The organism is Rheinheimera sp. (genome assembly GCF_030824435.1).
Lineage (GTDB): Bacteria > Pseudomonadota > Gammaproteobacteria > Enterobacterales > Alteromonadaceae > Pararheinheimera.
This window is the reverse complement of record NZ_JAVBXS010000015.1, coordinates 29,265-54,761: the sequence shown is the minus strand read 5'-3', so window position 1 is coordinate 54,761 and position 25,497 is coordinate 29,265. Positions and strand designations below refer to the sequence as shown.

Genomic DNA, 25,497 nt, shown 5'->3' with positions numbered 1-25,497 from the left:
TGTCTGCCAAACGCCCACGCCGAGGATCAGCAGTCCGAAGACCATCATCATCCACGGGCGACTGAGCGATAGTCGCAATATATTCTGGATCATGGTTGGCTCCTAGTGTTCATGGCTGGCGCCAGACTTCAGGATGTCGGCTTTGATTAAAAAACTATTCTGGGTGACGACCTCAACTTGTTCTTCCAGACCTGACAACACCTCGATAAAGCTGTCGTCACTGGCACCAAATTCCGGCATTCGCACTTCATAAATATCGCCAACCCGGATGAACACAACGGTTTCACCGTTAAATTCCTGCAGGGCTGATTTCTTCACGATTTGGCGTGCTTCCACCGAGGCCACTTCCACATCAGCTTTAACGTGCATGCCCGGACGCCAGTACCCGTTGTCATTGCGCACAACGGCACGGGCCCTGGCGATATGGCCACCGGTCATTTGTGGTGCAATATATTCAATCTGGCTGGACGTTTGCTCTTCGCCATGAACATCACGCACGACCACCGGATTGCCCCGCGCCATTTTGGCGGTATCCCCCGGAAAGGCCGACATTTCGACATACACGGTGGATAAATCACTGATCTCCACTAACGCCTGGTCCGATACCTTTTCTCCGGGATTCACAAACCGGTTAGTAACTTCACCGTCCGACAACGCCTTAATGCTGTAATTTTTTAATGTCGCTGCGTTTTGTACCGTGGCCACAACCTGACCCGCTTTGACCTTGTCGCCAATCCGCACCGCCACACTTTGCACGACGCCCGGATAGACCGCACTGAGCCTGCTTTGCTGCTCTGGGATCACCGATACCACACCAAACAAATGCGCCTGAGTGCGAATACGACCTGAAGTCACAGGCTCGCTGATTAAACCGGACTCTTTTGCCACATCCGCTTCAAGTTCGGTGCGTCCCTCGTAGGACTCAAAGTGCCAGGTATGATTTTGACCTTTGGCACTGAGTGCAACTTCCACTTCAAATGAATGCGGCTCTGCGACCGGCTCCTGACTGACCAGCATGTCACCACGTGGGCGCAAAGTCAGCACATCCCGACGACCTCCCAGACGCTCCAGTGTCAGTCCGGCCTGATAAGTCCCGGGGGCCAGAGGCTCTCCATTATCAGATGCAAATAAACGAAACTCTGGTTTGCCGCCGTTTTCACTGAGCACAACTTCCAGTGTCAGCGAGCCTTTTTCCAGTAAATGCCCGCCATTGGGGCCTTTTCTCTCTTCGGTTTGTGCGTGTTCGTCAGCATGGTCATGCTCTTCGCTGGCTTGTAACGGGCCACAAAACCCTGTGAATGCCGTTAGCAGTAAAGCCGTTGATATAAAACGGATGTAATTCATCATATTGTTATTCCTTCATGCGGGATGGTAATGCAGCAGGTCCGTTGACCACTAAAGGCATTCCCACCAGACGTTCGAGTTCGACTAACTGACGGTGAAACTGGGCCTGAGCGTCAATCATGTTGCGTTTGGCGCTTAGCAAATCTTCATGGGCAGAGAGCAAATCCGTCATATCAAAGATGCCGGTCTCATACCCTTTGAGTGTACTTTGCACGACCGACTCCGCCGCCGGAAGAATGGCCTGTTGCTGATCATGGATTTGCTCTGAAAGCAGGGTTAATTGCTGATATAACCGGCCCGTAGAGAGCTGCAATTGCTGACGACTGAGCTTTAACTGATGCGCTGAACGCTCTGAAGTCACCCTCGCTGCTTCAATCTCACCGGCATTGGGGTTTGAAAGTGCCAGAGGCATGCTGACACTGAGCACAAACGCATTCTCATTCAGCTGCTCGTTACGGCGCACCCCAGCCCCGACTGTAAGGTCGGTTTGGCCATTGGCGATCGCCAGGTTTTGCAGCGTGCCCGCCAAACGCTCCTGTGTCAGATAGAACCCAAGTTGTGGCGAGCTATCAAGCGCTGCCAGCATCTCATTGAGCGATGGCAGCATCGGCAACACCGCCAACTGCCCCTGCACCGTATCGAAATCCGGTTCATTGGACCAATTGGCGGCTAACTGGCGTACTGCAACCTGCAGTTCGGCTTTGAGCGCTTTTAAATCCATCTGGCTTTTGAGCACCCGACTTTTCAGCCGCAATACATCCGCGTCAGTGACTAGTCCTGCCCGTGACCGCTCTGTCGCGACCTGCAGTGCGTTTTGCTCCATCACCAGGCGTTCAGCGGTCCAGCTGCGCACCGTCTGCAATTCCAACACATCCAGATAGTCGGTCATGGTTTTGGCCAGAACATCCACCCGGTCGAGTTCGTATTGGGCCTGTGTCAGTGCTTTCCCTGCACTTGCGCTCTCCAGACGGCGCTGACGCTTGTCGCCAAGTTCAATGACCTGACTCAGTGTCAGCGTAAGCTCTGCGCTTTTAACGCCGCTGAGGCTGCCATTTCCAAGGACGTTCTCCACAGAAACACCAAGCTCAGGGTTTGGTTTAAGACCAGCTTGTAGGGTTTTAGCTTCATCAATCCGAAGCTGATAAGGATAAAGTTGCAGTTGTGGACTGCTCGTTAAAGTTCTTTCTAACGCTGTAGTGATCGCAAGCTCTTGCGCCGTCACCGAAAAAGATGCGACACACAGCAATGCCAAGGCAACAGCGCCTTTGCAATAAGGGCGGGACATAGAAATTCTCCGTCAAATGTAAAATCACGTTGTTAACTAAAAACGATGATCTCAGGCATTTGGCGGGGGCACAGCAGGAGCGTACGTCATGCTGAAGGCTTCAGCACGGGAAAACGGAACGATGGTCTGAACAACGGACTCTGCCGCTGCGCTTGTCATATAAGCGACAAAACACATCACATGCACATGGGGCTCATGTGGGTCGTCAACATCATTGACGGCCTCATTGGCGTGAGATGTTTGATGTTCATTGTGTTGGTGCGCAGCATTATCCCCGAAAGAAATCAGATTATGATGTTCTGTCGGTAAATGTACGACAATGCTGTCACAGGCTACAAAAGCATGATTAAGCATAATCGTAAACATAAACCACAATATCCATCGGGAATATTTAGACACAACAATCCTTTATGTTAAGTGCGTAGCGCTAATATACGTCTTGCACCATCAAGGACAATTATCCCAATGATACCGCCAATCACTAAATCCGGATAGCCCGATCCCGTCCAGGCGACTAGGCCACCGGCAACAATCACCCCGAGGTTCGCCAGAACATCATTGGTCGAGAATATTTTGGTCGCTTTCATATGCGCACCGTCACTGCGTGACTGTGAGATGAGATAAAGACATAAAGTGTTCGCTATAAGTGCCACACTCGCCATTACAATCATCAGCGTCGACATGGGTTCAGTGCCAGCCCAAAACCGTCGTGCTACTTCGAACAACACACCGGCTGCAAGCAACGCCTGCAACCAACCTGAAAGATGGGCAGCCCTGACTTTTTTGGCGGCGCTAAGGCCAACAGCCAGCAAGGCAACACTGTAGACAGCGGCATCGGCCAGCATATCTAACGAGTCGGCAATAAGGCCGGTGGATTGTGCCCAGACTCCGACAATAAGTTCTGTGACGAACATCACGGCATTAATCGCCAACAATCGCTGTAATAACTTACGTTCGTCTGCATCGGCTTTGCTGTTATCAACTGACGCTGTTGGGTCGGCCTGAAACGGCGCTGAGCTTTGCAGTACTGCACCTAAATTTAATGACTCCAGACGTTGGGTGATGGCGTCCGTACCGCCTTGATGCACCACATCAAGCTGCCGGTCTTGCAGGAAAAATTGCAACTGTAGCACCTGTGGCAACGCGCCAAGCGCCATTCGAATAAGATTTTCTTCTGAGGGGCAGTCCATCTTGCGAATGTGGTAGCGGGTTTTGTGGTGCAAATCTGATACAGAACACTCAGGCAACGGAGCATTTTCAGAGGCTTGCACCTGGGCTTTACATTGGCAATCTGACATAGCGGCCTCACTTTGAACAAGATACCGCCATTAAAAACTATAAAGCCACTTTAAGGTCAACAGTTTTTTCACCGATGTTGTACACAATCACTGGCACATGGATGCACCAGATTTTTCAGGATCTCGCAGTCTTTGGCCTGATGGTCATCCTGGCAAAGCGCCCGTAATGCCTGTAAATCCGCTTTTAATTGATGAAGTTGGGTTAATTGCGTGTCTAAATGCCCCAATTGCTCATCGATCAGCGTATTTACCTGCCCACAAGGTTGGCTGGGAGCTTCACGAAACTTCAGGAGTTGCCGGACCAACGACAGACTCATATCAAAGGCCCGGCAATGCCGGATAAATTGTAAATCTTCGAGATGGCGCTGCTGATAGGTTCGATATCCGGAGGCGGTTCTTGCCGGAGCGGCTAACAATCCCTGTTTTTCATAAAATCGGATGGTTTCCGTTTCACATCCGGCCAGCGCCGCCAGTTCACCAATTTTCATTGCCTTTCACCAACTCTAAAGTTACTTTAAGCATTAAATGTATCATAATGCAGCCAGCAGAAACTGCATTTTAATTGACCAGGGATAGTGATGGAACCAAAGGTATTGCTCGCCTATTTTGAATACCTGGCGCTGGCCGACCAAGCGCGCAAATCAAAGGACTATGAGAGAAGTTTTACGTACCTGGAGTACGCCCACATCCTTGGTCAACAAGACGTTTTGTGTCATTTGCAGATGCTCTGGTTGGCCCTTTGTACCGCAGACTGGCGCGAACTGGCAGGCCTAAGCTATCGGTTGTTGTTAACACCTTTTGGTCATCTTTTTAATCGCCTGCCACTTGGCAATACGGGGCGTTCGAACGCCTGTGCCTTTAAGCCGATGGCCATTCCGGAAGAGCTCAGAGAAATATTAGCGCCCGTAGGGAAAAAGCAGGACTCGTAGTCCTCACCCTGTGCGCGTAAATACACTTGAGCTATTCCTGATTCATTTGCGACGATGACTAAAAATTACTGAGTCGTCTTTCTACTGGCACCTAAAGTGAGCCGAGTACGATGACTGGTACTTATTCATTCCACTTTTTGCCCGCTTGATCATAATGGTTGCCATCGATGTTTTTGGAGTAAATATTGCCATTGTAATCCTCCCAATCGCCATAATGGAGAGGGTCAGATCTAGGGTTATCTAACCAATCAATCTGTTTCTTGTCGTCCGAATTTGCTTGTGCAGATGTAAGTAGCCAAAAGAAAACCTTTAGAATCAACGTCAGGAACAATGTTATATATTTCATCATGAATTCCCCCATAAACCTCTGGTAGCCTGGCTACGAGCAGACTGATATCGCCGAAGGCCTACTCGATAACAACTTCCACACCAATCATGTTCGCAATAGGCGTGTATAAATCTACATCGACATCAGGCGCATGAATAGAAATAATCAGAGAGTACCTTACCCGCTGACCATATCTTTCAAGTGCAGGCCTTGTTTTCCACCAACCAAGTGAAGGATAAACAGCTAAAACGCCCCGACTCGCCAACTCTGCCGCGCTGCCCACCCAAATATCTGAATGCAGTGAGCCTTTATGTCTGTTCTTCTTTCCTATTAACCAGTTAGCGTCTGTATCGTTACTAACAATTCGATCTTCATCATCTCTGGCTGCTGCATTTATCCGGGAGCGAAATGCGTCCTCGCTCTCGGTCGGCCGCTTCACATCGAAACGAAGGCCATGTGATTCATATCTGTATCGAGAGGTAACACCTCTAGCAGACGGGTTGGGCTCAATAAAATAAGACAGTGTCACCCTCATTTCGACTTGCGTTTCTCCAAGCGCCTCCAATTCGGCTAATGGCCATGGCAAACGATGCAAATTCATATCGCGCAGCTTGGGTTCTTCTCCCTTTTCCCGCCTAAATGGCTGCAAAAACTCCTGACAAATCATTGTCAACGAGCTATCAGCGCTCCACATGGCCCTGTCGATGCTAGGCTCTCCAAAGCCGCAATGCCTTACCAATTGTGTTGTTTGTGCTTTGGTGGGTTCACCCCGAGGAGGAAGAAACATACGTTTCATCGCATAGGTCCACTTGGCAGAATGCACAATTAAGCCCCGAATACTCTCAGTCCATAGCTCTGGGTACCGGGCCATTAATTGTGCGGCCATGCGTGCGCAAAGAGCAGAAGCCGCGCTTGTTGCATTGCTCGTTGTGAACAGACGTTCTGTTGGGTTTGCATGAGTCGTCAGGAGGCTTAAGCTGCTCATCCAAGAAGCGCCTAAAGCATCTTTTGCCGCGTTACCTCCTTCGAACATCACATCAGGCTTTAACGGCCAATGAGGTTCCCATGTCTGGGAAGTCGTGCTGAAAGGACTTAAACCACCTATTTCTGCAATAGGGGAATAATGCAGCGCATCTGCTTCAGTGATCCTTACGAGGTTGGTCATCGCACCGACAGTTAGTGCATTCCAGGCTTGTGCAGGGTCATGAATACCGTCAGTTGTATTACTATCAGGATATGTTATCCACGCATTTGGGTCTCTGATATTGCCTGCCGACACAACAAACAGTTTTGGAGTCTCACCTTGTGCATCACCATCATAAGCAAGTCGATCAATAGTTGCTGACCAGGCCGAAGGGCGCCCACGATCACGGTTATCTCTGGCTGTAATCGCCATACTGAATACTCGCTTTCGATGTGGTGCAGTGATAGCTGGGCGATCTACCGCTTCGGAAGTCAAGTAACCATGAAGCTGCGCGTCTCCACCGTTGGCGCCGTTTTCATGTAGTAGTTTAACGGACTCCAAACGATATGGGATAGAAACCGGCCCGAGCTCTGATAGCACATCCGTCAAATTTCCGAATAGGGCAAGTCCTGCCATTTCAGTACCATGCCCTTCCGCATCATCCACTCCCCAAGCCGGCTCCACAGTGTGCCTATCGTCGTTGGATAAAGCATGTTGTAGTAGTGGATGTCCATTGTTAACACCGGTATCAAACAAACAGACATGTGGAGCATCGGCGCCATCTGCAGGAAGTGTTAAACGTCCATTGAGTTCAGCCGCCCATTCGGGTTGCTCTTGCGGAGTCAGTTGATCAAAGAACTCTGCGGTTTCCTTAGCACGACGTAACTCAGCGATGCTGTTTAAAGTCATCATTGAGCGCTTCATCTGGCCGACAGAGCCATATACCAACAATACGGAACGCTCTGGAAAGTGAAGCACTCCAGGCGCATTGCGAAAACCTAGTCCGGCCGCCATACCTTTAAATTGATCTACTATCCCTTGCCTGTCACCTCTGGTTGGCAACCAAACTTCCCACCATAGATGCTCATCATCTCTCGTCGGCATAGAATCTGGAGTATCAGTCCATAGGGCCTGTAATGTCGCAGCACGAATTTCAGAAATAGCATTGATCAATTTGCTATGAGCAGGACCGCTCTTTTTATCGTTATTTTCGTCCAAATAATCGGTGATAAGTTTCTCGAAAAACTCCAACTTTCCATCTGGAACAAACACAGTAGCGAAAGTTTTGTTGTTGTCTTGTCTGACATTCCGCAGTTCTATGCCAGAGCGCTCTCTGGCAAGAGATTCAAAGGCCAACTCAACATCAGGAAAGCTTTCAAACTCAATTTGCAGACCGATGCCTTCTCCAACACCCGCCTCTCGCTGTAGAGCAGCCGCTTCGGCCAGTACGGGAGTCAGTTGATGGAGCTTTTCAAGCAAGCCTCCACCGTGCGAGTTTCTGTCTTTGGCTGGGATATCAGAGCCGCCGCCTCCTGTGGGTGGCGATTTGAAACTTTCTACGCGAGCACTATTTTGGAATATAAAATGCGGGTGGTTGTTCTGTTCCCTTTCCGCCATGGAATGTCCTTTTCGTTTTTATTAACCGATTTTATTTAGTCGATTGGATAGTTTCCTGCGCTCTTCAATGGCCTGAGCAACATCTTTTTCTGAAATCGTTTCGACCCGTTCAATCAGAGCAGTTTTAAGCACCTCATCAGCTGCCCGAGTCAACTCTGCATAGCTCAACCCTAAAGCCTTGTCAGCCAAACGTTTCCAAGAGGTATTTTTGATTGCCATGCGACATAAACGGGACTTAAGCACGCTGGCAATACGAGCCTCATCAGGTAGTTCGTAATGCAACAAATCATCGAAACGACGGAACAGCGCACTATCCAAAATGTCCGGATGGTTAGTAGCGCCGATGATCAGACTGTGTGAGTCATCCTGCTCTATCATTTGCAGAAAGCTGTTGAGTATACGCCGTACTTCACCAACGTCATTTGCCAAACCACGTTGAGAACCAATAGCATCAAATTCATCGAAAAAGTAGACACCACGGGCATGATGGGTGGATTCAAAAATCTGCCGCAGCTTTGAAGCTGTCTCGCCCATAAATTTGGTGATTAACCCATCCAAACGAACCTGAAACAAAGGTAAACCAAGCTCACCAGCAAGCACGGATGCAGTCATCGTCTTGCCTGTGCCAGGAGGGCCTACCAACAACAGTTTACGTCTCGGGGACAAACCATGCGATAAGATTTCCGCAGCATGACGCTGCTCACGAATAATCCGCTCCAACTGTTGGGTCAGTTCGCCATTCAGTACCATATCGCCCAACCGTGATTTGGGATAACTCACAGATAACAGATTAGCCAGCTCGCCTTTTGGCCTACTGATAGGTACGGCTTTATTATCCGAGGTTACAGCACGGCGGGATTTTGCCTGATCAACTAACAAACGCAACTCTTCGGCAAGCTTACCGTGGCCGCGCTTTGCTTCATGAGCCGCCACTTGCATGGCAACGGAATAAAAACGATTTTCGTCGCCCTCCAAATGTGACTGGAGCAGCGCTTTTAATTGGTCAGCACTTGCCATAATGTAGTCCTCCTCGCTATGAGGTTATTGTATCTTGTTGAGCAAGCAATCACGATAAAAAACACTAAGCCGTCGTTCGCCATCAACAGACTAGACACTACCCAGCTACTTTTGGTTACTGTTTTCATACTCTACCGGTGATAGCAGACTATTGGAACCACGCTTCCATTTTCGGATCATTCATAATCATCCGCAAATTTTGTAAACGGTGGATCGACCAATAGAAAGCTCGCGTGATATTTCCGTCGCAGATTTGCCTGCAGCCCTCATATCAATAACTTTGGCTTTATCGATTTTTGGCTTCCGACCAAACTTAACGCCCCGGGCTTTTGCTTCCTGCCGTCCTTCATTGGTCCGCTCCAAAATACGATGCCGCTCTGCCTGGGCAACAGCTGACAGAATCGTGACAACCATTCTGCCCATTTCGCCTTCTGTGTTGATCCCGTCATCAATGAAACGAACACCTACCCCCATGTTGTCGAATTCCTTGATGAGATTGATCATGTCTGCGGTGTCACGACCCAACCGGTCGAGTTTTTTGACAAGTACCTGATCGCCTTTCTCCACCTTCATTAACAGCGTTTGCAACCCCTCTCGTTTGAGGTGACTGCCAGATTCTTTATCGCTGAAGATCCTATATGGTTCAACACCATGCTCAGCCAAAGCCTTCAGTTGAATATCGAGGGACTGCTGACTGGTTGAAACGCGAGCATAACCAAAAAGACGCATCAGAATGTCTCCTAAATCGAATAGTAGACAAACTGTCTACTAACTACATGATTGACGATTTAATAGACAGTATAAGAGGTGGATTTTAAAGTGTCTACTAATTTATGATTTAATAGAACACTTTCAGAGTAACCCAGTGACGTTGAGATCAGCAGTAAGCGAATTAAAGTTGTTCAAATAGTACGAATCTCGAAAAAACGAATATCGACTCTGCCTTATCTTCGGACATTCGTTTTTGAGCTTTGCTTATTGATGGTTTATCAAACCACAGACGTAAAACAGTAACGTCAGTGATACTGGAAAATTCTATCGAAGTTCTCCCGATGATGAAAAATTCCGACCTGCCAATATATGAAGCTGCGAGGCTTGTGCCATCAGAACCGCTGCTCCACTTTTAACTGCAGCTCGTAAGAGTTGACATCATTTCCAGCTCCAACAGGCTTGGCCAAATCCAAGTGAATGACGTTGTCATTGGCTGAGCGGGCAGAATAAAAACGCGCCCCTATGCCAACGGCTCCTAACCAGGATTGCTGACTATTTGGGGTTATTAAGTCAAAACGATGTTCTGTGGTTGTATCAATCGGGACAAATGGGTTACTGACTTTGCCTCCTGAAATCCGTCCAGCATCGGCAAAAGCCACAAAGCCAACATCCACCAGTTGATAAAGAGTTATTTGCGGATACCAGCGCAGTTCGGCAGTGGCCAACGCTCTGCGTAAGCCATGCTGGTACTGCACCGGATAGCCACGGATACCGCCATCGGTGCGAACCCCATCTTCACTGCCAAGCGCCAGTGGGTCGTCAAGATAGTTCTGCTTGCGCTGGTCATATCTCAGGTGACTGTAGATTGCCCAGCGTGGGGTCAGGCGATAAACATCCTCTATTTCCAAACGGAGTTCGGTCTGATTACCACTATCTGCACCAGTTTGCAAAGATAGTCGACTATTCAGTAGCGTGAGGTGGTTCTGATCACCAAAACCTTTACTTGCCTGCCACTCAAAGTGATACCCAAGTTGTTTCTCCGGTGCAAGATCGGACGTTTGTACACCTAAACGGACCTGATGGCGCCAACCCAGATGAATATCTTCAGTGTGATTAATCAAAAATACATCCGACAGCGTTTTGTATTGATGCTCCATGTATTCAAATCCAACCCATGGATATTGGTAGAGCCGGTTTTGAGGTAACGCCGCACTCTGATGCAAAGGATCTTCCATAAAACGATGACTATCTTCGGTATACCCTAGCAATAAACGCCAACTGGTCTGATCGCTAAAGGATAGCAGCCGACCGTAAGACAACTCGGTTTGTTTTTGCTCCGTGCGGAACTGATTTTCCAGTGCATTATTATGAAAAATTTGTTCAAGCCGGTCGTAACGCATCCAGCCTAAACGCCACATTAGTTCGGTATCATCCTTATAAAACGGATGTTCAAGCTGGAACGCCTGTCTAGAACCATCATCATTATCGACCCATTCAAGCCAGGCATAGCTGTGCTCCAGGCCATTGATTTCAAACAACGACAACGGAATTTCATTCCTGAACTCATAGCCGGTTCGCAGGTAATTGGACTGATACTTCAAGCTGGTCCTGACACCAAGGCCCAACAGATTTTCTTCTTTAAAACCGAAAGAGTATTTATTGCTACCGCCACTTCGACCAAATCCTAAGGTCGGCAACAAGCTCCAGGTGTCCCAGGTCTCAACCTGCACATTGCGACTGCCATCGGCATTACATTCCGGCAGAACCTTGATCCGGCTATCACGCAGGTAGCTTTTATGTCGCAACAATCGCTCTGCTTCGAGCAGATCAGTCGCACTGACTTGCTCGCCCGTGTTAAAAGGTAATTCACGCTCCAGCACCCATGGTTTTGAATTGATATGGATCCAGTTGGCAAAGCGGTGCAGCCAAAATGTGTCGGGGTCGCTCTCGTCAAAAATCGGGTTCACACGAAAATCAATTTGTCCTACTTGCAGGGTCGAAGGCCAGTCGGGGCGAGTTACGGTGGTTTCATCTGATTGCTTTGAGGGGACTGACATCCCACACAGATCTGCCAGTGTCACTTCCTGTTGGTCTTTGTCTGGTTGGGCACTATTATTAACAAAATCTGTCGCTACTGCAGCCCCCGTGGTTTCAGCGCTTAACGCAGTACCTGGCAGGCCCAAGAGAAGGCACATCAGCATGACGTGCTGTGCTTGGCGCTTGGTATCGCTATTGACCATTGTGAACTGTCCGATTGTCATATCCCACCGCCGTTGGTTGTTTGCTGCCATGCTATCTGTGTACGCTAATCGCTGATTCTGCAACCGCTGAACATATCGAGTGATTGTTGGTAAAGGCTGGTTTTTACAGAAAAAATACCAAGCAGGCTGTGAAACAGATAATCATGGCTGAGCTGTTTATCACGGGATTGCGCTAAACAATCGGCGTTTAATTTGGTGATCGCCTGATAACCACTACTCATCCACCAGATTAACGGAATGTGGGTTTGTTCCTCAGGTGCCATAAAATAAGGCAACCCGTGTAGATACACGCCATTTTCCCCCAGGGACTCGCCGTGATCGGACATATACAGCATGGCGGCATTGTAATCTTCCTGCTGCTGGAGCTGTGCGATGATGGTCGCTAGCAACCGGTCCGTTGCAACGATACTATTGTCGTAAGCGTTGATTATTTCAGCGCGGTCACAAAGCTGTAGCTGTTTGTCCTGGCACTCAGGGGCAAAAACTTTATCTGACCCAGCACTTCGTTTGAAGTATTCAGGGCCGTGGCTCCCCAATTGATGAATAACAATAATGCGGTCACCATCGGACTTACTTGTGAGTGCACGGGCAAGCCCATCTAGTAAAACATCATCAAGGCACTGACCATCTTTACAGCGGGCGTCGGGCTGTTGAAACAAAAACTCCGACGGGATCCGGTCGCAGACACCTTTACAGCCTGAATTGTTATCGAACCAGCTAGCAGTAATACCCGTCGCTTGTAGGATATCCAAAATATTACTACTGGCTTTTGCTGTTGCCTCATCGTAGTTATCGTGGGTCATCACTGAAAACATGCAGGGGACAGAATGTGCGGTAGCGGTCCCGCATGAACTCACCTGACTAAAACTCATCACAGGGAGTTTACTGAGCAAAGGGTTGGTTGCACGTGGATAACCATTGAGCTGGAAATGATCGGCCCGGGCAGTTTCCCCGACCACCAATACCAATAGCTTTGGCCGGCCTGTTGACTGCTGACGCGTCGCATCACTGGCCAGCACATGAAATTCATGCGGCACTTGTGCTTTGACTGATTTCGCCGCCAGAGAGATACCGGCAATGATCGGGCTGACAGGCAAAGCCAGATGTTTTACCGCTCTGAAATTTCGAAAAAAGGACGCAAGCTCGGCGTATTGTGTTGCGCCTACGGCAGTCAGTGTGACAATGAATAGCGTGCAAGCAACCAACAGGTGCTGCCAATACATCCTCCGCGATAAACGTTGCACACGCACCAGGCTGACGAGCAGTAAAGGAAAAAGCATCCACTGCAACAAGTGAAGCACAAGTCCGCCGCTGAGCAGTCCGCGGGCTTCCGCTGGATCGGTTTCAATGGCGTTTTGCAGCATATCTTTGTCAATAAGCACACCAAAAGCCTGATTAAAATACAGGCTCAAGCTGCCAGCTAAAAATAGCAACAACACAACCGGCTTCAGCATACGGCCGTGCGCAATCAACAGCAGTAACATCAGATTGAGCAGAAATACCAAAAAAATCAGTGTCAATTGCAAACCGGCTTGACCAAGAATATGTGCCTGCAGTGCAGTATAAAAGGGACCATTGAGCATCAACGTCATGCTTGCAGCCGCGACCAGCATCAATAGGAACGGATGCCAGCTTTGTGCCGGGCGTTGGATATCCGGCACTACGAGGCTGGGATAATAGCGGCGTAAGTATTTATACATAATGCTGTTCCTGAGAGGTTTCGTACGATGGAGTCATGCGATTTGGATAAGTCAGATACACTAGGCTACTGACAACCCAGCAGAGCCAAAGCGTGGTCAAGTCGTGTGAGAGAAAATGTGCGCCACGCAGTTGCTGCGTAACACCAAGTAATAAACCGATCAGTAAACCGGTAGTGAGGCCAATGCGAGCCTTTCTTGGGCACACCGGCAAAAAGTAAAAGTACAAGGCAACCCAGGCATAGCCCACACTGGCGTGACCGGCTGGGAAACATTGTGTGGGATGCATAGCGGCGGGTCTGTCAGCAAACACGCCAATAAATGGTAAATTGCCGCCAAATTGTTGCAGGTCCCAAGGGCATTCAGCCGGCAGCATACGCTTAAGCAGGGCGACGATAGTAAAACTGAGCAGCAAGCTGAGCACTAGTTTGGTCAAGGCAATGGTGCGTTCAGAGCTGCTCTTGCGGGATAACTGTTGGTATAGCCAAAAACCCAGCAAATTAGCGAGGATGATGTTATTGAGAAGGCGGCTGCCGCTATGTAACACATCGCTGAATAGCCAATGGTTAGTTAATCGCCATTGGCCGCCTTCGAGTTCAAAAATGGCAGAAGCCAGCACAAAGTCGAACCCGGCCCCATAAAAAATGCCAAAACCAACGGCAAAAAATGCGGTCGGCATCACAATATGATTTAACAAGTCCCGGAATTGAATTTGCTGCATGCCCTGACAAGATGTTGTGTTCAGATACATGCAGCCTAAACAGTGATACTTAAGATTGACTTAAGTTGAACATTTTTTTGACAGCCATCTGTCGCAAACGAATTAGTGTCCAGGGCTCAATCATGTGCTCACTGGCATTTGACACTGCTGCTGTATTTCCGCTCCCGGTAGAGGTAGGACGGCAGCTGCACATGGGCTAAAGCCTTTTGCTGCTTCAACTCGTCAGCCGCGCCGGATTTGAGGTTTAGCTGCCGCGTTATCTTATCGTAATGACCAATCAGCGCCGTGTCATTTGGCCGTAAAATGGTCAAATCTTCGTCTGTCATCAAGGCAAACAAATTATCGAACTGGATAAGCGCTCGTCCTGGGCTTGCTGGATCCGCAATAAAGTCCCTGCCATCCATCGGATGACAGGCAGAAACACCTGCAAGGCTCAGCAAAGTGGGCGCCAAATCAATTTGACTTGCCAGAGGCTCTATCACGCCAGCATTGATTTGCCCTCCGAGGATAAGCCCAGGAATATGGAATTTCTCCACAGGGATCAAATTACTGCCGTAGACTCGGTTGTCATGGTCTGCAACGACCAAAAACACTGTATCCTGCCAATATGCACTCGCTTTCGCTTTATCAAAGAATTGACCCATCGCCCAATCCGCGTATTTGACGGCGTTGTTTGCCGTTGACTTGGGTTCCTCGTGCAATTCAATCCGTCCGTCCGGAAACTCAAAAGGTTCATGGTTGGTTGAGGTAAAGATCAGACTGAAAAATGGCTGGCCTTTGGCATGCATCTGTATTAACTGTTGATGTGCAGTATTAAACAAATCCTCATCACTGGCTCCCCAGCTACCAACAAACTGCGGTGCTTTCATCCGTGGCAAATCGACGACATCGCTAAAACCATTACCGGTGAAGAAACTGCGCATATTGTCAAAATGGGCTTCCCCACCATACACAAACTGCGTCTGATAACCTTGTTGCTGTAAGACCGATGCCAGCGTGGCAAAGCCATTCTGACTATTGGATAGTTTCACCACACTCTGCGCCGGCGTGGGCATAAAACCCGCGACCACCGCCTCAATACCTCTGACTGAACGAGTCCCGGTGGCGTATAAATTATTAAACCAAATACCATCGGCTTTCAGTTTTTCAAGATGCGGTGTGACTGGTACACCGCCAAGTGACTCCACAAAAGTCGCCCCTAAACTTTCTTGCAGCACAATAACTATATTCAGTGGCTTTTGCCGGCTGACTTGCGCTTGCTGCCAGTGCAATGTCGGATATTCCGGATTGGTGTACTGGTAGTCTTTCAGCCATGGCCAGTCGCGTGTTTGTGCAACCATCGCATCTTCTGGCAGTTTACCGTAGACCTCAGTGCTTCTGGCTTCATGCTTGAGGCTGTAGATGGCGTACAGGACCGAATAGCCAGAGTTGATCACCAGTGAATTGACCATGGCATCCGCGGTGATGGCAAACATGGCCGGATTGGCAGGACGATGCTGGGTAGTCGAGCGGATCCCGGCAAAAACGATAAAGACTGCCAGAGGCCAGATTAATGTATGCAGGTTGACCGGCCATAGTTGCAGATCCGCATCAGCAACCCGCAGTAAGCGCCGAAATAGCAGGGCAAGACCTACTGTAATCGCAATCCCAAGGACCAAGGGTAATCTGAAACCATGCCATAAGGTCGAAAACACTTCTTTAGGGTATTTCAGGTATTCAACGTAAAGACGATTGGGCCTGATATCGTATTGCAGTAAAAAAGACGGCGTGGAGAGTTCAAGAAAGACAACGGCAATTAAGACCACCAGACTCCAGCCATAGGTAAAACGGAACCAACTGCGTTTGAGCGGCGGCCAGGCCAGAAACAGCGACAGTAGTACCGGGATAGCCGCCAATAAGCACATTAAAATGAAGTCGGCTCGAACCCCTTGCAACATAATCATACCGAATGACTGCGTCGGCTCCACCCGCTCATATTGCCATAGCACCAATGCGAGACGACTGACGCTTAAACTGAATAATCCAATCCAAATCATCCGGACCAGGTGCACATAAGGCCCCCAGATAGAAGCACTCATCAATTTGTTAAAAACACCATGCTGCATTCATTTCGTCCTTTTTTCACCACGATAGGTAGCCTAAACACCCAAACTTAAGATTCCCTTAAGGCTAGTGATTTAACATAGAATAAACGGAGTTAAAAATATGAAAAATCATCATCAGGGCTGGCGCAGACTTATCAGTGCGGCCAATTATTCAAAACAGGGTTTTATCAGCAGTTGGCACTCTGAGGCTGCGATCAGACAAGAACTGATGGCATTGCTGGTGTTGCTGCCATTTGCTTTTTGGGTTGATGTCAGCGCGGTTGAAAGAGCACTGTTAGTGTTAAGCCTAATGCTAGTATTGGTCGTTGAACTCCTGAACACAGGACTAGAAGCCGTTGTTGACCGGATTGGCTCCGAGTATCACGAGCTTAGTGGCAAGGCAAAAGATATAGGCTCAGCAGCAGTATTAACCATGCTTGTCACAGCGCTCTTAGTCTGGAGCATTATCCTGATCTAAATTGGAGTCAGCTTTATGCGTATTTTATTGGTCGAAGATGATCAGTTGCTTGCGCAAGGTCTGATCGTTGCGCTTGAACGATTGCACTATCGCGTAGAGCATTGCATCTCTGGGAAGCAGGCTTTGCAGGCTGCTCAAAACAGTACATTTGATGTCATGATCCTCGATCTTGGCTTGCCTGATGGGGTCGCACTGCCGGTGATTAGAACCCTCAGGTCCGCACAACTATCACTGCCAATATTGGTACTGACCGCGTGGGATCATCTGGAAACCAAAATTGAAGCGCTGGATGCCGGAGCTGACGATTATGTGCTTAAACCCTGTGATGTCAGAGAAATTGAAGCGCGCTTGCGGGTCATTCTTAGACGGCATCAGCAGCGACATCAGGATATTCTGATGAGTCATGAACTTTTGTTAGACATCCAGCGACATAGCTGCACCTTTAAAGATAAGCCCGTCCACCTGACCAGTCGTGAGTTTTTGCTACTCAAAGAGCTGATGTTACATCAGGGAAAAATTGTCTCCAAGCAGCATTTGGAGGAAATCAACACAGGTTGGAATGGTGATAACGAGGGCAACTCGTTGGAAGTCCATATTCACAATATTCGAAAGAAAACCGCCGCTTATGTGATTAAAACAATCCGCGGTTTTGGTTACACACTGAAGAATCACGATGAAAATTAAAAGTTTGCGCCGCATGCTGCTTCTAAGTATTAACGGCGTCATTTTGCTGTTGATGAGCGTGACCGGCGTCAGTACTTTTTATAGCACTCACCACGAATTGGATGAGTTATTTGATGCGCAGCTTGCCCAGTATGCAAGGTTGGTCCGTCACTTGTTACTCGAAAGAACAGTTGCTACCTCCGTTTCAAATACCGTTATTGAAGTGCCACGGATTATTGAAGATGGAATCGAGCGCACTTCTGCACAGGAGCGCCACCCAGAAGGGCACAAATATGAGAGTAAAATTGCTGTCCAGGTATGGAGTCAGGACGGGCAGCTACTGTTGCGCTCTGCGAATGCCGGCACGCATCCATTGCAACCAATGGAAGTCGGTTATCATGTTGTCAATTTTGATGGCTATGAATGGGTTGGCTTTAGCTTATTTGCTGAAGACTTAAAGGTCTGGGTATTTACAGCACAACGTGAGGATGTTCGTGGTGAACTCAGCTTTCATCTAACCATTGATCAGTTATTACCACTTAGTTTTGCTGTAATTCCCATTTTTATACTGGTGTGGCTGACAGTCTATTTGGGAACAAGGCCAATCAACGAATTATCCGAAAGACTTGCCGGCAGTGATCCTGCTGATTTAAAGCCTGTAAAAATGGAATTACCCAGAGAGCTGCAGCCTATTCAGCATGCGGTGAATACTTTGCTGGGTGAACTCAAATCTTACATAGCACAAGAAAAACGGTTTATCGCCGATGCATCCCATGAACTTCGAACGCCCCTTAGCATTCTTCAGCTTCACACTGATAACTTAGCCAAATCGCAATCAATGGATGAGATTATGTTGGCAAATGAAGCTATCCAAAAAAGTACTAAACGCCTGTCACATTTGGTTTTCCAACTGATGGAAATGCAGAAGCTAGAGCATTTAAGTCATCTGGACAAAAGGCAGATACCGTTGTTAGGAATGATTTCCGATGCGATGGCACAAATCGATGGCAAACACCTTGATAATGTCTGCTGGGATATTCACGTTGGCTCAGAAGTCATATTGTTTGTTGAACCCGCCCTATTTCAGTGCGTCTTGCGAAATCTGCTGGACAATGCAGCAAAATATGCCCGTCCAAATAGCGTGGTACAGGTGGTATATTCGGAAATGCTCACGCAAAACAAACTGACCATTACTAATCAGTTCCCCGATAATTCGAAGCCTGAACTGAAGAGATTGGGAGAGCGTTTTTTCCGGCATGCAGCTCATCAGGATATCGCCGGGTCTGGTCTTGGGTTATCCATAGTACGAAAAGTAGTAGAACTCCATCGAATGAATTTGGCATGGCATATTAGTGATGATAATTACTTCAGCGTTGTGTTAGAAATCCCTGAAAATGTAGTTTAGTTGACGATTGGTGGGAGTGTAGTTGTCTACTCATTCAGGCCTTTTTTTCATGTCTGACTTTATAAATACAGGATGCTCGCTGTTTTAACGTTCTGGCAATACGCCGATCTCTCAAGTTTTTCGAACGCTGCTGTTCACTTTCAGAGGCAATCATGTCCGCTTTCTGTGAAAAGCTGCGATTCGACTATCTCTATTACCATCGTCAGCGATTGGCACTTAGCCGCCTATGGTGGGCTGACGATAAGATTGCTTAGCCTACTGGTAAGGACCCGCTTCTTGCTCTGGTTTAAAGCTGTTGCAGGATATAACTGCTATCGCTTTTCGTTCATTTATTGAACTAACCACTAATAGATCCGATAACGCCATGAATCGTAGTCAGCTTATTGATAAACGGATTAACTACAAGAAGAGGCCAATTTCAAGTCAACATAAGTAAGTCCCGCGCAGCACCTGGGACACACAAAAATCAACTTCTGCTGCGGCATAACCGTCAGTCCGTGACCAAGTAATTCAATAAGGTCAATGTTTTCTGACTCTGGCGAAATGTCGGAGTCTGCTGATTTAAGGAGAATGGTTCTAGTCCCGAACTCCTCCAGGTAGCAACACCATCCGTCGGAGAAATCACCGCGCAATGACGTTTTGGCCACTACCACAGGTCGATCGTTTGCCACACCATATGAATATGCCAGTCGGCTGATATCAATCAACACCAGTCCGTTTAACCCCCTACGTTCATGCGCAGGAACCGCTGTGTAGGTATCCATGTGAAGTCCTCACGAATCCAAGCGATGAATTGTGCCACCGGTATTAGCTACCCACCACTCGCAAAACTCACGCACTGGGTGCGTATAGTCGTCCGGCGCATTCACCAAAAACCACGCCAACACATGCCGGCAGATCTCATGGAACCAATAGTTGCCCCAAAAGTATTTAAATTCGCGTTCGAACCCAGGATCACGGTGATGTATTAAAAACGCACTGATCCCAGCAAACAAATATTCCGCGCTTGCGAGTGGGCAGATGACCCTAGGCGTTCCTATGTAATCGAGCGACAGCGAGTACCCGACCAATAGCATGGACGGAATACACCCAAGGTGAGCCAAATGCTGACAGAATGCCTGCTGTTCAACGGTTTCGAGTGGGAAAAAACCGATCTCACCTTGTTTTGTATATGGGTACAGAAACCGGTTGTGGGACCGATCTTGTTTAATCCCCCGAGCGATTTCGTTCAACTGGTCTTCTGACACCAGATTTCCGAGCCAGCATAGCTGCGTGTTTAATTCCATGATTCTATCCACCACATCGTACTTTGTTCGATTTTCCTACTCTGTAGTTTTGTGTATCATCCGTTCATCACAGGAGAACAATATGATCCGTTACTACCTACGTCGCTGCATGGACGATTACGAGTTCAAAAACGACACAACACTCACGATCATCCAACTGGCAGAGGCGACAGGGATCCACAGAGCCACTCTGTCAAAAATGTTGCACGAGCGTGGCAGTAACCTGACGACAGATGTCATCGACCGGCTGTGCACATTTTTCGACGTTCCAGTCCAGCAGCTGATGGAGCATGTTCCATCCGAGCAGGACCATTAATCACACCAAGAACCAATACAGCGCTCCAAGTGATGCCGCAGCTCGTGAGCGATCTGCTCCGTTGAAAACGAATCCAATCGCTGTTCACAACAAATGGATTTCCTCATCCAGGCAATCAGGGCCTCGCGGTTAGTGCGCTCTTCACCTGTGCCGCAGGCCATAATCAGCTGCCGCCCACACGGGTCAATGTTCAGTGCAGCTAACAGTGACTCGACAACGTTCTGAATACGCCGCGAGAGTTTTTGACGTTCTTGCATGTTGATGAACATGCTCATGGTCGTGATTTCTGTCATTTGGCTGCTCCCCTCAGAGCCTTTTACAAATGCAATACCTTGATAAACACGTACGCCGCATCACGTGACAGTATCCCTGGCTCCTGCGAAAACCATACTATTCAAAGTGGTCGCGGATGCCGGCATTTCGTCACAAATGCAGATGGTTGATTTGATGTGGGGGGGCTCTGGGTCTCATGAATGGCGCTCCTAGTGGGGCCATCCATGGCGTTCAATGCTATTGGGTCTGAGGTCTCTTGGCAGGTCACCTCACTAAGATCGTAGACAATGATTGACATATGTCAATTTTAATCGACATTATTTTATCGATTTTATGTTATTCTTCTTCCTTGCTGCATATTTGAGGCTCTCTTGAATGGGTTTCTCAAAAGCATCAGGTTGTAGCCCCTGTTTGGCGATGTTATGCAGGAACGTCGCAAACCTCAGCTCATACAGTCTCAACTTCTTTTCAAGTGCGGCATTCTGCTCTTCTAATTGAGCACACCTTTTTTCCAGCTCGGTAGGTTTCATTTTGCTGACAGGATCGATGGCTACTTGAGCACCCCGAAGCTTTCGTAACGCCTGCTTCGCCTCGTGATACGCTTGGAAAATACGGGGATTCTTACCCAGGGTTTGATAAGGAAGACCGCAGACACGCTCCAAATCCTGCCAGCCGAATCGTTCGCCCAGCACCCCGCTTGCATAGGTGTTGCAAAGATGCACAAGCTTGTCGACCACAGCATCAGTTAATTTCACGGTTGGCATCAATACTCCTTAATACCGGCGCAAAGCGCCGGCAACAGCTTAAGTTGGTTTAAAAGGCTTCACAGCTATCGCGGCCATTGGGGAAAATCGCCACGATTTGCCCTACTTCGTACCGGTCATCCTGTTCAATCGACAATGCTGCATCGCATCCCGCAAGGAGTCGCTGATGGTGTGCTAACCACACATGGGCGTTCGTCAGACCGTCGTCCGTATCAAACTGCGCTGCCGCAACTTGCAACTCTGCTTCAGCCTTCATCTCATGGAGTCGTGCAATTTCTAGCGGATTGCCTTTTTGCCTACGGTAATGTTTGCATTTGTTGAGGCAGGCATAGTGTTTGCCGCAAGGCTCTTGCGTGTAGTCATGCCTGCAGCGGCCAATACGCATTACATGGCTTGAGCCTCTGGATTCGAGCTCCGCCATCAATTCCTCAGGCCCAAGCAACGGAAACCGACTGATCAACCCAACGACCTGACTGGCATCCAGCTCGTTATTTTTCGATTCAAATTTCGGTGCAAATTTCGCCTGGAATTCATGCAGCTTCCTCGCCCCCTGAACAGCGAGATGCTCTGATGATGAGTGGTCATACCATTCGTTATCGCGAACGCCTGCACGCAGAAAAAATTTGGCGATATCTTCCTGATCAAACTGGGCTGATTGCTGTAAGACGGTATTTAGCAGGTGCCTGAATTGATGTGTTCGAATACCGCCTGGTTCGAGGACCAACCCATCAAATTGATAGCGTTCAAATAACGTCTCGATCCGCTTTTCTTCTTTTGACAGCCGGCTGATATAGTTACGCCCCCGGAAAGCGTCCTGGATCTGCGTACCTGACACCGGAATGGGGAACATTTTGATTGAGCCTCTGCTGTGCTCAAACTTGAACTGCAGCGTCAAGAGGTCCCAATAATTAATCATCCTCGCCTGTGGACCAAAGCCATCAGCGACCGATTTCAACTCCTCTCGATACGCACGGGATACTCCCTGATGAATATCCCGAATACAGAAGGTTGTGCGTTTGGGGGCCGAGCTGATGTGTCGGGTAATGCCAAGGCGCCCGAGCTGTGTGATCAAATTAGACGTTTTCTCTAATTTGAAATGTGCGGCGAGATCTGTGGCGAGAACAATCTCATCTTCGTCAAATCCATCCAACGCAGGCCAGTACGACTCATTGAGTAGCATTAATGCATAATACCGGGCTTCAGTACTCAGAGCCTTCAAACGATCAACCGCGAGAAACACGGTGTCGGTAAGACTATTGGGGATAATTTTTGAATCCCATACAAACCGCTTTCGAGCCAATACGCTCATGCGCAACATTTTCCCGACCCGACCGTCAAAGGTAAGTTCAAGAGGTGCCGATTCGTATTCCTCTTTACTCGGGATACATCCCACATGTAAACCGCAGAATTCGTCCATCCGAAGACCGGTGCACAGTGAAACGATCCCCATACAGACATGTATTTTGTCCGATGGTTGCAGTTCGTCGTAATGTTTCCACAGCGCTGCTAAATGAGTCAGGTAGGCGGATTTAGGGAGCTGCTCGGCTTCTTGAAGCGACGTCTTTTGGCGGACATGACGTTGCTCTGTCCCACCAGTTTTATCGGGCCTGGGGATTGGATTGTGCCATTCAAACACCATGCAAAGACCAAACAGGTTCAGTTTGTCGGCAATAGCGCTCAGATGCTCACCGGTCCGATATAGTGTGGACTCGGCTTCATTCCGATCCATAGCCATTTTCATCGCGAGATCAAAGTGAAGCCCATTGATCTGGTGGATCGCCTGAAGCTGATGCTCTGTAAACACGTGATACAGATATCGGAATGCACGGATCCATACCATGTGCGCATCATGTGTTATTGCGCGACCAAGATGGTTTAACACGATGATCCCTTTCACGAGATCTCGAAACGGCTGCGTAAAAGGCTCCTGCGCCTCCGCAGCTATTTTCTTCTGTTTCCCCAAGCCGTTAAAACGGGTGAAAAGAACATTGCTATCGTGTGAGACTCGCCGAGCCGATTGTGTTGACTCGTATTCAGAGATCTCCCACACATTCGTCGACCAGTCGACCGATGGAAAAACGTGGCGAATTTGTTTCTGGCAATAGAACACAAATTTCTCATAGTGTTCCACCTTAGAGTCATCGTGCGCCCAAAGTTGCTTCAACTCTGCGGGAATGACGTCAAGTTTTAACAGTGCATTTGACTTACTCATGGCACGCCTCCAATGTGTTGACTAATTCTTCGCATGCTTTGATGTGTGGGGCATTGAGTAGCTCTGGAGGCGCATCTTCGCCAAAGCAGACTTTGACATCTGCTTTCATACTGTCCAGCACCTCACGATGGCGCGTTGGGTCATTACAGGCTTCGAACTTCGGACACACATAGCAGGCGTTAGGTGGAGTCAAATCACATGGCGCCCCTTTAGCACACATGCCAATACCAACCAAACGACGCAATTTGTCAGGCCCAAAAACAGTATTGGGTACCGTTTGGCTGATCAACGTCGTGAGGTTGATCTGACCTTTGAAGTAAGACAAAATGTCTTTGAATTGCTCCTGAAACACTCGGTCAAGCTTCTGAGCAAAGGACAATCCCAGCTGGTAATACACCATGACATGCTGGAGATCCTCATGGTCCAACAGTTCCGCTAACTCGATAATAGGGACGCCGGTCGCTGCTGCGCGGGTTGCGAATGTTTTACGTAACCGCCGCGGCGTTATTTTGAGATCAAAAGGCATTTTGCCGTCCCGGACTCGAACCGTGTTAATCACACCAAACATCTTCTGCAACATGTTTAAGACAGAATCTGATGGAAGGTTTTGGAGGTAAGGCAGATGCACGCGACGTTCCTCGTACCGCTTTTTTATTTTCCAACGCGAAATTGCAAAAATTGGCTGCTTAGCGAATGGCGGGATGTCTCCACCAATGTCCGCAAACATCGCAGAAAGCTGCGCCATTTCTGATTCCTTGTGATGCATGTATTTTTCCAGCATTTCACCAAGAAACGTGGGCAGTTGCCGGGATTTGAACCGCGACCGAGGTAATTCATGTCGTTTCTTCACTGAAGGAACGTTCAGAACGTAGGTCTTCTCGCCGCTGTGCTGGTCGACATTAATTAAAAAGTCCGAGTTCATGAGCAGCACTAATTGCTTGCTCCGAAGTCCGAGACTGATCAATAGCCATGCGCTCAGAAGCCCTCGGTAACTGTCATGGGAGACATCGATTTGAGCCTCCCTCAAGACCTGGTGCAACGCATCCAACTCTTGTGCAGTCAGCGGACTTCGATGGGGGAAATAGCTGAGGACATCGGCGCCTTTCAGGTTTCCCCGGAATTTGAATACACCCAGCGCTTGGGCTGTCTGGTATTCAAATGTCGAGAGACCCATCCGGTAGCTGCGCCGATACCAGTACCGCAGTGCGTTGAGCGCATATTCATTTGATTGAGAGCGATTGACATAAATGTAATCAATAAGCTGCTCACTCAATACATCGGTGAGAGACGCTTCCCCCACATCTTCCCAATCGCATTGAGAGAGGAAATGAACAATAGCAGAGAACATACTGCCCACCGTAAGCGGGGACTTGCCAGGTAACTGGCGTGCAAGAAAATACTTCAGGTTGTTGAGCAACTCATCCGGTAGTGGAGTTGCCGTTTGAGCACTTACCTCGTGTTCGTCCTCAACATCGACATCAAAAAAGTCACGTTGCAGATTTTTTGGAGGATTAACTTTGGTCGTGAGTCGCTCAAAATTGAGCACTTCAGACGCTGTTTCCCCGATTCTCCAAACGTCGCGAGATGTATCAACCGACCGGAGTCTTGCTTGAACAACAGGGATGTTAAATGGAGTGTAAGGACGGCGTTCAATGAACGGCAGACTGCGGGCTTCACGCTCAGAAGAGCGAGCAAAACGATCAAACTGCATCATAGTCATTTCTCTCGGCAAATAGACTACTCATGACATTCAATAGAACATCATCCAGTCATTGAGCATGTTTGTGACTGCTCTAACGACCAGGTAGCCTAGGAATCGCCAGACGAACCAAAGGCTCATCGGC

General features: G+C 48.5%; 23 protein-coding genes. 5 read left to right on the top strand and 18 right to left on the bottom strand.

From position 1 onward, the window contains the following. Nucleotides 1-102: 102 nt before the first annotated feature. From RCH83_RS02300 to cadR, 5 genes are all read right to left on the bottom strand, one after another. Nucleotides 103-1,347, bottom strand: coding sequence for an efflux RND transporter periplasmic adaptor subunit (locus tag RCH83_RS02300; protein ID WP_306518630.1), 1,245 nt, complete (start codon nt 1,345-1,347; stop codon nt 103-105). A 4-nt stretch (nt 1,348-1,351) separates the two neighbouring features. After that, a complete protein-coding gene (locus RCH83_RS02295) occupies nt 1,352-2,629 on the bottom strand; it encodes a TolC family protein (RefSeq protein WP_306518628.1) in 1,278 nt (425 codons plus the stop codon). 51 nt (nt 2,630-2,680) lie between these two features. Next, the gene (locus tag RCH83_RS02290; protein WP_233080762.1) at nt 2,681-2,995 is read right to left on the bottom strand and encodes a hypothetical protein; all 315 of its coding nucleotides are present in this window, start codon (nt 2,993-2,995) and stop codon (nt 2,681-2,683) included. Nucleotides 2,996-3,042: 47 nt separating this feature from the next. Further along, nucleotides 3,043-3,927: a cation transporter gene (locus tag RCH83_RS02285; protein WP_306518626.1), complete on the bottom strand. Its 885-nt coding sequence runs from the start codon at nt 3,925-3,927 to the stop codon at nt 3,043-3,045. A gap of 68 nt (nt 3,928-3,995) precedes the next feature. Beyond that, nucleotides 3,996-4,415, bottom strand: a complete 420-nt coding sequence (gene cadR, locus RCH83_RS02280; protein ID WP_306518624.1) for a Cd(II)/Pb(II)-responsive transcriptional regulator — start codon at nt 4,413-4,415, stop codon at nt 3,996-3,998. 90 nt (nt 4,416-4,505) lie between these two features. Here cadR and RCH83_RS02275 point away from each other — a divergent pair, with 90 nt between their 5' ends. Then, complete coding sequence (locus RCH83_RS02275) at nt 4,506-4,856, top strand: DUF3703 domain-containing protein (protein WP_306518622.1); 351 nt, start codon at nt 4,506-4,508, stop codon at nt 4,854-4,856. Between the two features lie 121 nt (nt 4,857-4,977). On the opposite strand, the gene RCH83_RS02270 is transcribed toward RCH83_RS02275, so the two are convergent. From RCH83_RS02270 to RCH83_RS02235, 8 genes are all read right to left on the bottom strand, one after another. Further along, a complete protein-coding gene (locus RCH83_RS02270) occupies nt 4,978-5,205 on the bottom strand; it encodes a hypothetical protein (protein ID WP_306518620.1) in 228 nt (75 codons plus the stop codon). A gap of 58 nt (nt 5,206-5,263) precedes the next feature. Beyond that, entirely contained in the window at nt 5,264-7,765 is a 2,502-nt protein-coding gene (locus RCH83_RS02265) for a S8 family peptidase (protein ID WP_306518618.1), read from the bottom strand. A gap of 21 nt (nt 7,766-7,786) precedes the next feature. Then, nucleotides 7,787-8,782, bottom strand: coding sequence for an AAA family ATPase (locus tag RCH83_RS02260; RefSeq protein ID WP_306518616.1), 996 nt, complete (start codon nt 8,780-8,782; stop codon nt 7,787-7,789). A 186-nt stretch (nt 8,783-8,968) separates the two neighbouring features. Then, nucleotides 8,969-9,511, bottom strand: a complete 543-nt coding sequence (locus RCH83_RS02255) for a recombinase family protein (protein WP_208932622.1) — start codon at nt 9,509-9,511, stop codon at nt 8,969-8,971. A gap of 374 nt (nt 9,512-9,885) precedes the next feature. After that, nucleotides 9,886-11,754: a hypothetical protein gene (locus RCH83_RS02250; protein ID WP_306518614.1), complete on the bottom strand. Its 1,869-nt coding sequence runs from the start codon at nt 11,752-11,754 to the stop codon at nt 9,886-9,888. A 44-nt stretch (nt 11,755-11,798) separates the two neighbouring features. Beyond that, nucleotides 11,799-13,454, bottom strand: a complete 1,656-nt coding sequence (locus tag RCH83_RS02245; protein ID WP_208932616.1) for a phosphoethanolamine transferase — start codon at nt 13,452-13,454, stop codon at nt 11,799-11,801. Further along, on the bottom strand, nt 13,447-14,172 hold the full coding sequence (locus RCH83_RS02240) for a phosphatase PAP2 family protein (protein WP_306518612.1): 726 nt from the start codon (nt 14,170-14,172) through the stop codon (nt 13,447-13,449). The genes RCH83_RS02245 and RCH83_RS02240 overlap by 8 nt, the downstream gene beginning before the upstream one ends. A 128-nt stretch (nt 14,173-14,300) precedes the next feature. Continuing rightward, entirely contained in the window at nt 14,301-16,277 is a 1,977-nt protein-coding gene (locus tag RCH83_RS02235; RefSeq protein ID WP_244151393.1) for an LTA synthase family protein, read from the bottom strand. Between the two features lie 100 nt (nt 16,278-16,377). Between RCH83_RS02235 and RCH83_RS02230 the strand changes: the two genes are divergently transcribed. Genes RCH83_RS02230 through RCH83_RS02220 form a run of 3 tightly spaced genes read left to right on the top strand, consistent with a single transcriptional unit; the run spans nt 16,378 to nt 18,802 of the window. Beyond that, a complete protein-coding gene (locus RCH83_RS02230; protein WP_208932614.1) occupies nt 16,378-16,734 on the top strand; it encodes a diacylglycerol kinase in 357 nt (118 codons plus the stop codon). A gap of 15 nt (nt 16,735-16,749) precedes the next feature. After that, nucleotides 16,750-17,418: a response regulator transcription factor gene (locus tag RCH83_RS02225; protein WP_208932613.1), complete on the top strand. Its 669-nt coding sequence runs from the start codon at nt 16,750-16,752 to the stop codon at nt 17,416-17,418. Continuing rightward, nucleotides 17,408-18,802, top strand: coding sequence for an ATP-binding protein (locus RCH83_RS02220; protein ID WP_306518610.1), 1,395 nt, complete (start codon nt 17,408-17,410; stop codon nt 18,800-18,802). The genes RCH83_RS02225 and RCH83_RS02220 overlap by 11 nt, the downstream gene beginning before the upstream one ends. A 773-nt stretch (nt 18,803-19,575) precedes the next feature. Here the strand turns inward: RCH83_RS02220 and RCH83_RS02215 are convergent. Next, nucleotides 19,576-20,088, bottom strand: coding sequence for a hypothetical protein (locus RCH83_RS02215; RefSeq protein WP_306518608.1), 513 nt, complete (start codon nt 20,086-20,088; stop codon nt 19,576-19,578). Between the two features lie 82 nt (nt 20,089-20,170). Between RCH83_RS02215 and RCH83_RS02210 the strand changes: the two genes are divergently transcribed. Beyond that, the gene (locus RCH83_RS02210) at nt 20,171-20,404 is read left to right on the top strand and encodes a helix-turn-helix transcriptional regulator (protein WP_306518607.1); all 234 of its coding nucleotides are present in this window, start codon (nt 20,171-20,173) and stop codon (nt 20,402-20,404) included. On the opposite strand, the gene RCH83_RS02205 is transcribed toward RCH83_RS02210, so the two are convergent. From RCH83_RS02205 to RCH83_RS02190, 4 genes are all read right to left on the bottom strand, one after another. Further along, on the bottom strand, nt 20,401-20,697 hold the full coding sequence (locus RCH83_RS02205; RefSeq protein ID WP_208932608.1) for a hypothetical protein: 297 nt from the start codon (nt 20,695-20,697) through the stop codon (nt 20,401-20,403). The genes RCH83_RS02210 and RCH83_RS02205 overlap by 4 nt on opposite strands. Nucleotides 20,698-20,994: 297 nt before the next feature. Then, entirely contained in the window at nt 20,995-21,441 is a 447-nt protein-coding gene (locus tag RCH83_RS02200; protein WP_306518604.1) for a hypothetical protein, read from the bottom strand. Nucleotides 21,442-21,490: 49 nt separating this feature from the next. Continuing rightward, a complete protein-coding gene (locus RCH83_RS02195; RefSeq protein ID WP_306518602.1) occupies nt 21,491-23,653 on the bottom strand; it encodes a hypothetical protein in 2,163 nt (720 codons plus the stop codon). After that, nucleotides 23,646-25,367, bottom strand: coding sequence for a tyrosine-type recombinase/integrase (locus tag RCH83_RS02190; RefSeq protein WP_306518600.1), 1,722 nt, complete (start codon nt 25,365-25,367; stop codon nt 23,646-23,648). Before RCH83_RS02190 ends, RCH83_RS02195 begins: the two co-directional genes overlap by 8 nt. Nucleotides 25,368-25,497: the final 130 nt, after the last annotated feature.